This window comes from Luteimonas sp. TWI596, from assembly GCF_039674105.1.
GTDB lineage: Bacteria > Pseudomonadota > Gammaproteobacteria > Xanthomonadales > Xanthomonadaceae > Luteimonas.
Map to the genome: position 1 here is coordinate 36,722 of NZ_JBDJMU010000016.1, position 14,372 is coordinate 51,093.

The 14,372-nt window shown below is 69.1% G+C and carries 13 protein-coding genes; 5 read left to right on the forward strand and 8 right to left on the reverse strand.

The window, feature by feature from the left end; genetic code table 11:
- Positions 1-46: 46 nt before the first annotated feature.
- From lpdA to ABE487_RS12850, 3 genes are all read right to left on the reverse strand, one after another.
- Positions 47-1,891, reverse strand: coding sequence for a dihydrolipoyl dehydrogenase (gene lpdA, locus ABE487_RS12840; protein WP_346445387.1), 1,845 nt, complete (start codon positions 1,889-1,891; stop codon positions 47-49).
- On the reverse strand, positions 1,891-3,507 hold the full coding sequence (locus ABE487_RS12845; protein ID WP_346451936.1) for a GNAT family N-acetyltransferase: 1,617 nt from the start codon (positions 3,505-3,507) through the stop codon (positions 1,891-1,893). Before ABE487_RS12845 ends, lpdA begins: the two co-directional genes overlap by 1 nt.
- A 163-nt stretch (positions 3,508-3,670) precedes the next feature.
- Positions 3,671-5,476, reverse strand: a complete 1,806-nt coding sequence (locus tag ABE487_RS12850) for a dihydrolipoyllysine-residue acetyltransferase (RefSeq protein ID WP_346451938.1) — start codon at positions 5,474-5,476, stop codon at positions 3,671-3,673.
- Positions 5,477-5,877: 401 nt separating this feature from the next.
- Between ABE487_RS12850 and ABE487_RS12855 the strand changes: the two genes are divergently transcribed.
- Positions 5,878-6,522: an OmpW family outer membrane protein gene (locus ABE487_RS12855; protein WP_346451939.1), complete on the forward strand. Its 645-nt coding sequence runs from the start codon at positions 5,878-5,880 to the stop codon at positions 6,520-6,522.
- 103 nt (positions 6,523-6,625) lie between these two features.
- Here ABE487_RS12855 and ABE487_RS12860 read toward each other — a convergent pair whose 3' ends face one another.
- From ABE487_RS12860 to ABE487_RS12870, 3 genes are all read right to left on the reverse strand, one after another.
- On the reverse strand, positions 6,626-7,162 hold the full coding sequence (locus tag ABE487_RS12860) for a DUF1453 domain-containing protein (protein WP_346451940.1): 537 nt from the start codon (positions 7,160-7,162) through the stop codon (positions 6,626-6,628).
- 56 nt (positions 7,163-7,218) lie between these two features.
- Positions 7,219-8,133 (reverse strand): DMT family transporter, encoded by a 915-nt coding sequence (locus ABE487_RS12865; protein ID WP_346451941.1) that lies wholly within the window; start codon positions 8,131-8,133, stop codon positions 7,219-7,221.
- 74 nt (positions 8,134-8,207) lie between these two features.
- Positions 8,208-9,257, reverse strand: coding sequence for an NAD(P)-dependent alcohol dehydrogenase (locus ABE487_RS12870; RefSeq protein WP_346451967.1), 1,050 nt, complete (start codon positions 9,255-9,257; stop codon positions 8,208-8,210).
- A gap of 134 nt (positions 9,258-9,391) precedes the next feature.
- Here ABE487_RS12870 and ABE487_RS12875 point away from each other — a divergent pair, with 134 nt between their 5' ends.
- Complete coding sequence (locus ABE487_RS12875; protein WP_346445165.1) at positions 9,392-9,874, forward strand: YajQ family cyclic di-GMP-binding protein; 483 nt, start codon at positions 9,392-9,394, stop codon at positions 9,872-9,874.
- A gap of 18 nt (positions 9,875-9,892) precedes the next feature.
- On the opposite strand, the gene ABE487_RS12880 is transcribed toward ABE487_RS12875, so the two are convergent.
- Positions 9,893-11,047, reverse strand: coding sequence for a heparan-alpha-glucosaminide N-acetyltransferase domain-containing protein (locus ABE487_RS12880; protein WP_346451942.1), 1,155 nt, complete (start codon positions 11,045-11,047; stop codon positions 9,893-9,895).
- A 95-nt stretch (positions 11,048-11,142) separates the two neighbouring features.
- On the opposite strand from ABE487_RS12880, the gene ABE487_RS12885 reads away from it, so the two are divergent.
- Positions 11,143-11,712 carry a DUF1415 domain-containing protein gene (locus ABE487_RS12885; RefSeq protein ID WP_346445163.1) on the forward strand — a complete coding sequence of 190 codons (570 nt, stop codon included), beginning with the start codon at positions 11,143-11,145 and terminating at the stop codon, positions 11,710-11,712.
- Between the two features lie 10 nt (positions 11,713-11,722).
- On the opposite strand, the gene ABE487_RS12890 is transcribed toward ABE487_RS12885, so the two are convergent.
- Complete coding sequence (locus tag ABE487_RS12890) at positions 11,723-12,868, reverse strand: prephenate dehydrogenase (protein ID WP_346451943.1); 1,146 nt, start codon at positions 12,866-12,868, stop codon at positions 11,723-11,725.
- A gap of 103 nt (positions 12,869-12,971) precedes the next feature.
- Between ABE487_RS12890 and ABE487_RS12895 the strand changes: the two genes are divergently transcribed.
- Positions 12,972-14,018, forward strand: coding sequence for a cation diffusion facilitator family transporter (locus ABE487_RS12895; protein WP_346445161.1), 1,047 nt, complete (start codon positions 12,972-12,974; stop codon positions 14,016-14,018).
- Positions 14,015-14,353: a metalloregulator ArsR/SmtB family transcription factor gene (locus ABE487_RS12900; RefSeq protein ID WP_346445160.1), complete on the forward strand. Its 339-nt coding sequence runs from the start codon at positions 14,015-14,017 to the stop codon at positions 14,351-14,353. The genes ABE487_RS12895 and ABE487_RS12900 overlap by 4 nt, the downstream gene beginning before the upstream one ends.
- Positions 14,354-14,372 lie beyond the last annotated feature (19 nt).

Here is a 14,372-nt window from a genome sequence, read left to right on the forward strand (position 1 = left end):
TCGGCACGCACGCACCGGCATGCGCGGCATCCGCCGCGCTGGACGACTACTTGCGCTTGGGCAGGTAGAGATCGGTAATCGTGCCGTCGTAGACCTCGGCGGCCATCGCCACCGATTCGCTGAGCGTGGGATGGGGATGGATCGTGTGGCCGATGTCGGCGACTTCGGCCCCCATTTCGATCGCCAGCGCAGCTTCGGCGATCAGATCGCCGGCATGCACGCCGACGATGCCGGCACCGACGATCCGATGCGTGGCCTCGTCGAACACCAGCTTGGTGAAACCCTCGGTGCGACCCAGGCCGATCGCACGGCCGCTGGCCGCCCACGGGAACTTGCCCACGCCCACCTTGAGCCCCTTGGCCTTGGCTTCGGTCTCGGTGATGCCGACCCAGGCGATCTCCGGGTCGGTGTAGGCCACCGACGGAATCACCCGCGCGACCCATTCCTTCTTTTCGCCCGCCGCGACCTCGGCCGCGAGCTTGCCCTCGTGCGTGGCCTTGTGGGCGAGCATCGGCTGGCCGACCAGATCGCCGATCGCGAAGATGTGCGGCACGTTGGTGCGCATCTGCGCGTCGACCTGGATGAAGCCGCGTTCGCCCACCCGCACGCCGGCCTTGTCGGCGCCGATCTTGGCGCCGTTGGGCGAGCGGCCGACGGCGACCAGCACGCGGTCGTACAGCGTCGTGTCGGGAATGCTCTCGCCATCGAACGCGACGACGATGCCGGTTTTCTCCGGCTTGGCCTCGACAACCTTGGTCTTCAAGTGCACCGATACGCCCTGCTTCTTGAGCCGGTCGGCCAACGGCTTGACCAGATCCTTGTCGGCGCCGGGCATCAGCTGGTCGGCGAGTTCGACCACGGTGACCTGCGCGCCGAGCGCGCGGTACACGGTGGCCATCTCAAGACCGATGATGCCGCCGCCCACGACTAGCAACTGCTTGGGCACCTCGGCCAGCTCCAGCGCATCGGTCGAATCCATCACGCGCGGGTCGTCCCAGGGAAAGCCCGGGAGTTTGAGCGCCTGCGAGCCGGCGGCGATGATGCACTGCTCGAATCGCACCAGCGTGGTCTTGCCGTCCTGGGCGACCACCTCGATTTCGTTCGGCGACACGAAGGTGCCGGTGCCGGCGACCACCCGTACCTTGCGCTGCTTGGCCATCCCGGCCAGGCCCTTGGTCAGCTGGCCGACGACCTTGTCCTTGTAGCTGCGCAGCTTGTCGAGCGAGATCTCCGGGGCACCGAACGCCACGCCGTAGTCGCTGGCGTGCTGTGCCTGGTCGATGACGTCGGCCGCGTGCAGCAGGGCCTTCGAGGGGATGCAGCCGACGTTGAGGCAGACACCGCCGAGCGTGTCGTAACGCTCGATCAGCACAGTGTCCAGGTCGAGATCGGCGGCGCGGAACGCGGCGGTATAGCCGCCGGGGCCGGAGCCGAGCACGACGATGCGGCACTCCACGTCAGCCTTGCGGCCCGACGACGGGGCGGCCTTCACCGCGTCAGGCTCGGCCGGCGCGCGATGCGAGCGCGCGACCGGCGGATGGCTGCCCGGTGCCTCGCGCTTGCTGCCGCCCCCGTTCGCGGGGGCGGGCTGGGGTGGCGGCGCCTTGCTGGCAGATCCCGCAGCCGGCTTGGCGTCGCCGTCGGTGTCGCCCTCGGCTTCAATCACCGCAACCACGCTGCCTTCCGACAACGTGTCGCCGACCTTGACCTTCAGCGCCTTGATCACGCCCGCGTGCGAGGACGGCACTTCCATCGTCGCCTTGTCCGATTCCAGCGTGACCAGGCCCTGGTCCTTGGCGACGGTGTCGCCGACGGCGACCAGCACCTCGATCACCGGCACGTCGTCGTAGCCGCCGATGTCGGGGACTGTCACTTCGAGGGTCTTGGCCATCACGCGTTCTCCGGGGGTTGCGTCTGTTCTGGCACCGCCACGCGCGATGCCGGGCGCCGGGCCCAGCTCAGCGTATACAGGTCATGGCGGCGGTCGTTGAGGTTCTGCACGGTGCCGTCGTTGCGCGCAACCGTCAGATCGTTGAGGCGCAGGTCGGCGAACGCCACCTGCTCGACATTGGGCGTGGTGTCGGCGGCGACGCCGTCGCGCGCGAACGGGAAATCGCACGGTGTGAGGATGCAGCTCTGCGCGTATTGGATGTCGAAGTTGTTCACGCCCGGCAGGTTGCCGACGTTGCCCGACAGCACCACGTAGCACTGGTTCTCCACCGCGCGCGCCTGCGAGCAGTAGCGCACCCGCAGGTAGCCTTCGCGGGTGTCGGTGCAGAACGGCACGAACAGGATCATCGCGCCCTGGTCGACCAGGTGCCGGCCAAGCTCGGGGAATTCGCTGTCGTAGCAGATCATCACCCCGATCGGGCCACAGTCGGTCATGATCGCCTGGGCGCTGTCGCCGCCGCCGATCCCCCACCAAGTGCGCTCGTTGGGCGTGGGGTGCAGCTTGTCGCGGGTATGCAGCGAGCCGTCGCGCAGCGCGACGTAGCAGATGTTGCGCACCTTGCCGTCGTCGTCGTCGCTGGTCCGGGTCGGATGCGAGCCGCCGATGATGTTGATGTTGTGGCGAACCGCCAACTCGCACAGCAGTTGGGCGAAACGCTCGGTGTACCCGGTCAGCGCCAGCAGCGAATCGACCGGCGACAGCAGCTTGTTTTCCACCGACAGCAGTTGCAGCGTGAACAGTTCGGGGAAGACCACGAAGTCGGCGCGGTAGTCGGCCGCGATGTCGACGAAATACTCGACCTGGGTGGCGAACTCTTCGAACGATGCCACGCGGCGCTGCTGGTACTGCACGGTCGCCACGCGGACCGAATCGGGCAACGGGCGCGCGGTGCCGCGCGGGTCGGCGTCCGGGTCGATCTTGGGATTGCGCCAGACCAGGTGCGCGGCGTAGCCGGCCGATTCGGTGTCCTGCGGCAGGTAGCCGGGCAACACGCCGATCAGCTCGAAGCCGTTGCGCAGCTGGAAGCTCAGCGCGCGGTCGCGGATGCGCCCGGCGCACACGTCGGCGACATACGCGCGCACGTCGCCACGATAGGTGCGGGCGCGGCGCGAAAAGCCCGGCAGCCGTCCGCCGAACACGATGCCTTTGAGCCGCAGCTCCTGGCACAGCCGCTTGCGCAGCTCGTAGAGCCGGCGGCCGATGCGCAACCCGCGATGGTCGGGGTCGACGCAAACCTCCATGCCGTAGAGCCAGTCGCCGGTCGACAGATGCCGCGAGGCATAGCCGCCGCCGGAAATCTCCAGCCAGCGGTGCGGCGCCATCGCGGTGCGCTCGTCGATGCGGAACGTGCCGCAGTAGCCGACCGCAACGCCGTCGTAGAACGCCACGAACACGCCCTGCGGAAACTGTGCGATCTGGCCGTTGAGCATCTCGGCCGTGTAGCCGTTGTCGCGTCCGTAGACGCGCTCGCTCAGTGCGACGATCGCCGGAATATCGGCGATGCCGGCATGGCGCAACGTCAATCGCGCCCGCTCGCGCGTGGACGGATCGCTCATGCCGGCAACCAGTGCTTGCGTTGCACCCGGTCAAGGTCCGTCGCGAGCGCCGCCAAGTGGCGCGTGGCGGCGGGCAGGAAGCGCAGCGTACGTGGGGTACGTGAGCATGCCGAGCACCGCACGCGCGTCGGATGGCAAGCGCAGCAGGACATTGAGCGGGTTCTTACAGCAGCACCCGGCGCATATCGCCGAGCAACTGCGCCAGCGTCGCGGTGAAGCGCGCGGCCGCGGCGCCGTCGATGACCCGGTGATCGTAGGACAGCGACAGCGGCAGGATCAGGCGCGGCTGGAACTGCTTGCCGTCCCAGACCGGCTTGATCGCCGACTTCGACACGCCCAGGATCGCCACTTCCGGCGCGTTGACGATCGGGGTGAAGCTGGTGCCGCCGATGCCGCCCAGCGAACTGATCGAAAAACACCCGCCCTGCATGTCCGCCGGGCCGAGCTTGCCGTCGCGCGCCTTCTTGGCCAGCGCCGACATCTCCTGGGAGATCTCCAGCACGCCCTTCTTGTCGGCGTCGCGGATCACCGGCACGACCAGCCCGTTGGGCGTGTCGGCGGCGAAACCGATGTGGAAGTACTTCTTGAGCGTCAGCGTCTCGCCGGCCGCGTCGAGCGAGCTGTTGAAGCGCGGGTACTGCTTGAGCACCGCGACCGAAGCCTTGATCAGGAACGCGAGCATGGTCAGCTTGATGCCGGCCTTCTCATTCTCCTTGTTGAGCTGCACGCGCAGCGCTTCGAGATCGGTGATGTCGGCATCGTCGTGCTGCGTGACGTGCGGGATCATCGCCCAGTTGCGCGCGAGGTTGGCGGCCGAGATCTTCTGGATGCGGCCCAGTTCCTGGACCTCGACCTCGCCGAACTTGGCGAAGTCGACCTTCGGCCACGGCAGCAGGTTCAGGCCGCCGCCGGCCGCGGCCGGTGCACCGGCCTTCGAGGCGCCACCGCCGGCCAGCACGCCCTTGACGAACTGCTGCACGTCCTCGCGCGTGATGCGCCCGGCGCGTGCAGTCCCGCGCACCTGGGCCAGATCGACGCCGAGCTCGCGTGCGAACAGCCGCACCGCGGGGCTGGCGTAGGGCACGTTGCCCGGCAGGATCGCCTCGGCATCGAAACGGACCGGCGGCTGGCCGCTGCCGGCCGGCCGGTGGTCCATCGAGGCCTGCGCGATCGGATCGGCCTTGGCCTGCGGCGCGACCGGCTCGACCGCGCTGTCGTCCTTGGACTTGGCGGGCGCGGCGGCCCCGCCCCCACCCGACGCGCTCTGCGCGTCGTCCTCCCCCGCTCGCGGGGAAGGTGAATCAGCCGCGCGCTCCTGCGCCGTATCACCCTGGGCCTCGATGACCGCGACCACGCTGCCTTCCGACAGGGTATCGCCGACCTTGACCTTCAACTCCTTGATCACGCCGGCGACCGCGGCCGGCACTTCCATCGTGGCCTTGTCCGATTCCAGCGTGACCAGGCCCTGGTCCTTGGCCACGGTGTCGCCGACGGCCACCAGCACCTCGATCACCGGCACGTCGTCGTAGCCACCGATGTCGGGCACCTTCGATTCCTGCGTGCCACCGCCGCCGGCCGGCGCCTGGGGCGCTTCTTCACGCGCGGTCCCGCTGGCAGCGGAGGCTGGGGCGGGTGCCGTGCCGCCTTTGTCCTGCGCCGTGCCCCCACCCGACGCGCTGCGCGCGTCGACCTCCTCCGCTTGCGGGGGAGATGCATCGGCCGCATCACCCTGGGCCTCGATGAGCGCGACCACGCTACCTTCCGACAGGCTGTCGCCGACCTTGACCTTCAGTTCCCGGACCACACCGGCGACGGTCGAGGGCACTTCCATCGTGGCCTTGTCCGATTCCAGCGTGACCAGGCCCTGGTCGACCGACACCGTATCGCCGACGGCGACCAGCACCTCGATCACCGGGACATCGTCATACCCGCCAATGTCGGGAACGCGCGCTTCTTTCAGGTCGGCCATGCGGCCCTCCGGGCATCTCGTGACCCACTATTGTGGCGCCCCGCAGGTCCGGCGCCAACTGCCGCGATGCCGCATCGGGCACCCAAGTCGATCGCGGAACATTGCGTCGCGTGCATGGCGTTCGTCTGGGGTACAGCCACGGTGGTTGTGGCCCGCGCCCGACGAACCCGCTTGGCAACGGGCCTTGCGATGAACGCGCTGCGCAGATTTCCGAAGCCGGCGTGAAGCGTCAGGAACGCTTCAGATAGCGCAAATCGCCGATTCAGGATGACCCAGACAGCATGGCCGCGCCTTCCCAAAGAGGAGGGTCGCGACAGGACTTCCGGTCCCGACCGCGAGAATCCCGCCGGCGCGTTCGCGCTGCCGGCGCCAAAGGCAACAAGCATAAGGAGAACTCCCCCATGAAGCCGAACGCGTCCATCCTCAACAAGCGCAGCCTCATCCTCGCCACCCTGGCCTCGCTCGCGGTCTCGTCCGCGGCCTTCGCCCAGGACACCGACACCGCGGCCGGCAAGCGTTTCTCGGTCGTCGGCGGCGTCACGCTGCTGCAGCCGACCAACGACAGCGAGCGGAACAACGGGCTGAAGGTCGATGGCGGCCCGGCGCCGACCGCCTCGGTGTCGTACAACTTCACCGACAACATCAGCGCCGAGCTGTGGGGCGCACTCGATTCGTTCGATCATCGCGTCAAGCAGGACAGCGGCAAGATCGGCACCGTCGAGCAGCAGCCCATCGCGCTGAGCGGCCAGTACCACTTTGGTGACGTCGACAACACCTTCCGTCCGTTCGTTGGTCTGGGCTACCACCAGTCCAACATCAGCAAGGAAGACCTCGGCGGCGGTGGCGACCATGTCAGCCTGACCACGCCCAAGGGCGCGATCGGCACGGTCGGTGTCGATATGAACATCAACTCCACCTGGTTTGCCCGTGCCGATGCGCGCTACCTGCGCAGCCGTGCGGACGTCAAGCAGGCCGGCCAGACGGTGCAGCGCGACCTCAAGCTCGACCCGTGGACCGTGGGTGTGGGTATCGGCGCACGCTTCTGATCCTCTCTCTCCCAGAGCGTGCCCAGCGGCCCCGCCTTGTGCGGGGCCGTTTTTTTGCGCCTACGCAACCCCCGGGCGGTGAGCCGATCGAACGCCACAGGCCTCAGAGCCAGCGCCCCAGACGCCATTGCAGCAGCACCGCGTAGGCGGCGTGGTAGCCGAGCACCAGCCCGGCGACCGCGAACAACCCGGCCGGCTCGCCGAGCGGGCCCCAGGCCGCCAGAAGCTCGACGTTGCCGCGCCAGCGCTCCCAGGCCTGCCAGATACCCGCGATCACCCGCGCGACCACGACCAGGGTCAACGCCAGCACCAGCCAGCGGTTGGGCGTGTACCAGACCGCGCCGGGCCGATGCTCGACCCGCGTCAACGCCCAGCCCACCCCGCCCGTCGCCAGGCCGGCGAGCAGCCCCAATCCGGCATAGACGAACGCATGCGCAACGAACAGGTTGGTCACGCCCATTACGCCGAGAAACAGCAACGCCGAGCCCGGCAGCAGCCACGCATTGAGCCGGGTCAGCCAGCGCGGCGGGCGCCGGCGCGACGTCCCGACGCGATAGCGGTTCCACAGCGCCAGCGGCCACAACAGCAGCATCGCCGCGCACAGCGCCAGGACGAGGACGAGCAACAGGACGATAGGCATGGCGGCAGTGTGCGGCACGCAGCGTGGCTGCGACGTCGGCGGCGCCGGTCGGCCCCCTAGGGCGGCGGCGTCGCATCCGGATGGCGCACCGGCGGGTCGGCGACCACCTGCTCGCGGCGGAACATGTACAGGCCGCTGGCGACGATGATCGCCGCCCCCAGCCAGGTCGGCGCATCGGGCAGCACGCCCCAGAGCGTGAGATCGAGCACGATCACCCACAGCAGCGCGGTGTACTCCAGCGGCGCGACCTGGCTGGCCTCGCCGAGGCGGAAAGCATGCGTCATCGCCACCTGCCCCAGCGCGCCCGCGCTGCCGATCAGCGCCAGCACGCCCAGGTGCTCGGTCTGCAGCGGCCGCCAATCGCGCCAGGCCAGCAGGCCGGCGAACACCGCCATCAGCACCAGGAACCAGAACACCAGCGATTCGGGACTGTCGCGCTGCGCCAGGATCCGCACGGTGATCGAGGCGACCGCGTAGCACAGCGCACCGAGCACCACCGCCAGGCCGGCCAGCGTGGCGACGCCCTCGCCGGTCGGGCGCAGCACCACCAGCACGCCGACGATGCCCACCGCGATCGCCGTCCAGCGGCGCGGGCCCACCCGCTCGCCCAGCAGCGGCACCGCCAGTGCGGTGACCAGCAGCGGCGAGACGAATACGATCGCGTACGCAGTCGACAGCGGCATGCGCGCCAGCCCGTACACGAAGCCGGCGATCATGCCCACGCCGAGCACGCCGCGCAGCAGGTGCAACGGCCAATGGATCCGCCACAACGTACCGCCGCGGCCGCGCAATACGATCCACGCCGCGATCAGCGGCAGCGTAGTCAGGCTGCGGAACGTCGCGACCTGGAACGCCGAATAGCCCTCGGCGATCCACTTCATGCCCGCGTCCATGCCGGCGAACGCGAGCACCGCCAACAGCATCCACCATACGGCGGCGCGGGCATCGGTCGGCGGAGCGGCACGGGACATGATCGCGAAGGATGAACAGGGGGCTGTCATCCTCGCACGGAAGCGCGCGCCGGGCATCCGGCGCGCACCGGCCCTCAGCGCCGCAGCGTCTCGATGTCGATGACGAAGCGGTAGCGCACGTCGCCCTTGCGCATGCGCGCGTAGGCGGTCTCGACGTCGGCGATGCCGATGCGCTCGATGTCGGACACGATGCCGTGTTCGGCGCAGAAGTCGAGCATCTCCTGGGTCTCGGCGATGCCGCCGATCAGCGAACCGGCCAGCCGCCGGCGCTGCATGATCAGCGCGCCGGCCGCGACCGGCGCCGGCGCCTCGGGAATGCCGAGCAGGATCATGGTGCCGTCGACACGCAGCAGCGACAGATACGCGTTGTAGTCGTGTTCGGCCGACACGCTGTCGACGATGAAATCGAAGGACTTGGCCAGCGCCTTGAACGTCGCCCGGTCGCGCGTGGCCGCGAACGCGTGCGCACCGAGCGCCAGTGCGTCGGCACGCTTGGATTCCGAACTGCTCAGTACCGTCACCCGCGCGCCCATCGCGACCGCGAACTTGACCGCCATGTGCCCGAGCCCGCCCAGGCCGACGACCGCGACCTCATCGCCGGGCGCGACGCCGAAATGGCGCAGCGGCGAATACGTGGTGATGCCCGCGCACAGCAGCGGTGCGGCGGCATCGAGCGGCAGCGCATCGGGGATCCGCAGCACATAGGCCGCATCGACCGTGATCCGGGTCGAGTAGCCACCGTAGGTCGGCCCACTGCCGTCGCGCGCCATCGCGTTGTAGGTGGCAGTCATGCCGTCCTCGCAGAACTGCTCCTCGCCGGCGCGGCATTGCGTGCAGGTCCGGCACGAGTCGACGAAGCAGCCGACACCCACGGCATCGCCGACCGCGAACGCGGTCACCGCGCTGCCGACCTGGGCGATGCGGCCGACGATCTCGTGGCCGGGCACCATCGGAAAGATCGACCCGCCCCACTCGTCACGCACTTGGTGCAGGTCGGAGTGGCAGACGCCGCAATAGAGGATGTCGATCAGCACCTCGGACGGGCCGGGCGGGCGGCGCTGGATCGTGGTGGGCGCGAGCGGCGCGGTGGCGTCCGCGGCGGCGTAGGCAGGGGTCTCGAACATGACGGCGATCTGCGACAGCGGGGGAGACGCCATTGTGGTGCGTCGGCCGCGCACGGGATGTGGCGAACGCACGATGCAACGTTCCACGCCGCCTGCGTTACCCTGCGGGCCGTTTCCCCACTGCCAGGTGCCCCATGCCGTCTTTCGACGTCGTCTCCGAAGTCGACACCCACGAACTGACCAACGCGGTCGACCAGGCCAACCGCGAACTGACCACCCGCTTCGACTTCAAGGGCGTCGAGGCCGCGTTCGAGCGCGAGGACGCGGTGATCACCCAGTCGGCCCCGAGCGAGTTCCAGCTCCAGCAGATGACCGAGATCCTGCGTCAGCGCCTGGCGGCGCGGAAGATCGACGTGCGCTGCCTGGAGTTCGGCGACATCGACACCAACCTCGCCGGCGCCCGGCAGAAGGTCACCGTCAAGCAGGGCATCGAACGCGACCTGGCCAAGAAGATCCAGACCACACTCAAGACCGCCAAGCTCAAGGTCGACAGCCAGATCAACGGCGACAAGCTGCGCGTGACCGGCAAGAAGCGCGACGACCTGCAGGCGGCGATCGCGCTGCTACGCGGCACCGAGTTCGAACTGCCGTTGCAGTTCGACAACTTCCGCGACTGAGCGCTGCCTTCGCCCGCGCTAGAAGTAACGCAACCAGCGCAAGTCCCGACGCCGCGCCTTGAGCGCGGCGAACCAGCGCACGGCCGGATACAGCGCCACCGCCAGCGCCACGGCGACCGGCAGCAGCCAGGCCGGGTCGTCGAAGCCGAAGAGCGTGCCCTGAGTGTGGCCCCACACGGCCACCGCAGCCAGGTACAGCAGTCTCAGCGCGCACAGGTGCAGCAGATAGAAGAACATCGGCGCCGATCCGTAGACGGCGACCGGTTCGAGCCTCCGCGCCAGCGAGGGGCGCTCGAACAGGCGCAGCAACAACAGTCCCGTGCCCAGGGTCAGGCACAGGAACAGCAGCGACGGGGGATACTTGGTGACGTTGAACAATGCCATCGCGGTGCGCAGCGCATCCTCGCCGACGTGCCAGGGCGCTTCGCCGTAACCGTTGACCAACCGCAGTCCGGCAAACGCCGCCAGCGCACCCAATCCCCAAGTCAGCAATCGCTGACGGCGACGCGCGGGGTCGAAGCCGGCCGCGAACCAGGGACCGGCCGCATGTCCAAGTGCGATCACGCCGATCCACGGCAACACCGGATACGAGGTGCGCACTCGCATGCCGTCGATCGGCTCGAACCAGGCGCGCTGGTGCAGGACCGCCCACACCCCGGACCAGCCCCCCTCCACGCGCACCCCATCGAGCAGGTTGTGGCCGGCCACCAGCGCCAGACCGAGCGCGACCAGCGCCGGACGCGGCAGCCACAGCAGCGCAGAGAGCACCAGCATCGACAGGCCGATCGCCCAGATCACCTGCAGGTACAGCGTCTGCGGCGGAAACTGCAGCGTCCAGGCGAAGTTGACCAGGGTCACCTCCAGCACCACCAGAAACAGCCCGCGCTTGAACAGGAAGGCCGCAGTCGCCGCGCGCGGGTCCGGCTGGCGCTGACCGTACAGCCAGGCCGACAGCCCGGTCAGGAACACGAACACCGGGGCGCACAGATGCGCGAGCAGACGGAAGCCGAACAACAGCGGCGACACGTCGTCGACGTCGACCGGATCGGACAACTGCATGTGCAGGAAGAACGTCTCGCGCACGTGGTCGAGCAGCATCAACAGCATGACCAGACCGCGCAGCAGATCGATCTGGACCAGACGCGGGCGAGGCGATGGGGCGGCAACAGGCATGGCGAATCGCAACAGCTGAAACAGTTATTTTATAACATATCGATCAACGCCCGTCGGCTGGTCTAGACTGCGCCACCGTCCGCAGCGCCGTTCCCGTGACCGCACAGCTCCCTGACGCGCCCGCCCCCGACGATCCGCTGACCGCCACCCGGCACTGGGTCGAGCGCGCCGTGATCGGGCTGAACCTGTGCCCGTTCGCCAAGGCGGTGTACGTCAAGGATCAGGTGCGGTTTGTACTGTGCGAGGCGACCACGCCCCAAGCCCTGCTCGAACGCTTGGGCGAGGAACTGCGCCACCTGCGCGACACCTCGGTGCAGACCACCGACACCACGCTGCTGGTGCACCCGCACGTGTTGCAGGACTTCCTCGATTACAACGACTTCCTGGACGCGGCCGATGCCCTGGTCGAGTCGCTCGACCTCGACGGCGTGCTGCAGGTCGCCAGCTTCCACCCCGACTACCGCTTCGCCGGCGTGCCCGACGACGACATCGGCAACTGCACCAACCGCTCGCCCTATCCCACCCTGCATCTGCTGCGCGAGGACAGCGTCGAGCGCGCGGTGGCGATCTACCCCGACCCCGACGCGATCGTCGAACGCAACATCGACACGCTCCAACGACTGGGCCACGCGGGCTGGGACGCGCTGCTGCGCGCTCGCCACTAGCCGTGTCGACCTAGTCGCGCTCGATCACCCGGCCGATCCCGCTGGCGTCGATCTCCCGGGTCGCGGCTGCGAGCGCATCGCCATCGCAACCGGCCATCAACCCGATGCGGAAATGCAGTTCACCGCCGGGCGTGCGCGAGGAATGGATCGACCCCAGGTTCACCCCGTGGCGCTCGAACACGTGCAACAGCGCGCGCAACGAACCGGGCCGGTCCAGCGGCAGGTGCACGCTGACGCAGCGGTCGCCGGCAAGATCGGCCAGCAGGTAACCGACGCGTTCGAAGGCGTAGTTGCCCTGCTCGAGCGCTGCTGCGCCCAGCGCCTGGCGCTGCGCATCGAGCAGCGCGCGGAACTGCGCGCGTGCGGCATCGTCGCCGCGCGCCACCAGGGCGTGCAGGTGCGCCGTGCGTGCCGCCAGGTCGGCGAGCACACCGACCACGTGGGGATTGTCGAACTGGATGTCCTCGTAGATCGCCGGGTTCATCGACAGGATCCGCGCGATCATCGCGGCATCGAGCTCGAACGAGGCCGAGCGGAACGGCAGCAGGTCCACCAACCCGCCGCCTTCGGGCGCCTGGTCGAGCAGCACGCCGGCCTGGGCGAGATGGCCCGCATGCACCAGCGCCTGTACCAGCGCCATGATTCGATCGTGGCGCTCCGCATCGGTCTGCACCACCTGGCCCTCGAGCGCCGCCAACAGCCGCGCCACCCATGGCCGCCAGCGCGCCAGGCGTGCTTCGCAGACCACGAGCACGCGGCCCCGCAGCGTGGGCGACTTGGGCGGTGCGGTCATCGGGTGCAGGCCGACGACCTCGGCCTGCGACCGCAGCATCGCCGCGACCGGCACCTGCTTGAGCGAGGTCACGTCGAGCCACAACCGCCCGCGCTCGCGCCCGGCCGAGCGCGCGGTCCAGTCGGCGACGACGGCCGCGGTCGCGCGGATCGGCGCGGCGAACAACAGCACGTCCGCCGCCGCGAGCAACGCCTCAGGCGCATCGCTGGCCGGGTCCGCCGGGTCGTGGCCGAGCACCCGCAGGCCCATGCGCGAAGCGAAGAACCCGCGCAGCCAGCGGCCGTAGGCGCCGGCGCTGCCGACGATGCCCACGACCGGTGATTCGGGTAGCGGCGTGTCGTGAGGGGCGTGGGCATCTGTCATCCGGCCATTCTCGCTGCTCGGCGGCGAATGCGCGCCCGCACTTCCAATTGAAATAAATACATGCTTATATGTCGACACTTTTAGACGCTGCCCTCTTCCTCCGATGCCGCACCCCCACGATCACCCCGCGCACAAAGCGCACGACCACGATCACGCGCATGCCCCGTCGGTCTCGGCCGCGAACGAACGCGCCGTCCTGATCGGCTTCACGCTGACCGCCAGCTTCATGGTCGTGGAGATGGTCGGCGGGGTCCTGTCCGGCTCGCTGGCGCTGATTGCCGACGCCGGACACATGCTCACCGATGCCGCGGCGCTGCTGCTCGCCTGGCTGGGCTTCCGCATCGGCCGCCGGGCCTCGGACGCCAGGCGCACATTCGGCTACATGCGCATCGAGGTGCTGGCCGGGCTGATCAATGCGATCACGCTGTTCGCGCTGGTGCTGTGGATCGCCTGGGAGGCGGTGCAGCGCCTGCGGCATCCGGGCGAGGTGCTCGCCGGACCGATGCTGGCGGTCGCGGTCGTCGGCCTGCTGGTCAACTGCCTGGTGTTCTGGATCCTGCATCGCGGCGACCAATCGCACGTCAACATCAAGGGCGCGACGCTGCACGTGCTCGGCGATCTGCTCGGTTCGGTCGCCGCGATCGTGGCCGCGCTGGTGATCCACTTCACCGGCTGGATGCCGATCGACCCGATCCTTTCGGTGCTGGTGTGCCTGCTGATCCTGCGCAGTGCCTGGGCGCTGCTGCGCGGCGCCTTCGACATCCTGATGGAGGCCACGCCGCCGGACATCGACATCGAGGCCCTGCGCACGCACCTGCGCGAGCAGGTTCCGGGCGTGGCGGGCGTCGACCACGTGCATGTGTGGTCGATCACCTCGGGCCGGGTGCTGGCGACGCTCGAACTCACGCTCGACGAGGACGCACCGGCCTGGCGTGTGGTGCCGGCGGTCAAACGCGCACTCGCCGACCGGTTCTCGATCGGCCACACGACGGTCGAGGTCGTGCATGCACCGCATGATGCCTGCGCGCTGGAGCACGGCAGTCGCGCGTCGCATCGCCATGAGCACGCGCACAGGCATCCGCACGAACACGACCACGCGGATGCCGCCGATCGCGTGCCGGGCGCGGCGAAGCCAGGAGGTCCCAATTGAGCGCATCTGCGCCTGACGTCGAGACCGTCCCCGATCCGGAGCAGGTCGAGATCCTTGCCGGCACCTTCCGCCTGCTCGGCGACCCGACCCGCTTGCGGGTGCTGCTGACCTGCCTGGATGGGCCGGTGCCGGTCGGCGAGATCGCGCGCCGCACCGGCGCCTCGCAGCCGTTGGTCAGCCATCACTTGCGCCTGCTGCGCGGCGCGCGGCTGGTGCGCGGCGAACGGCGCCAGCGCCAGGTGTTCTACGCGACCGCCGATGCGCACGTGCGCGATATGCTGGTCGACATGCTCGCCCACGCCGACGAACCGGACGACGAGGCACCGCAACGCTAGCGGGGGAACGCGCACGGAC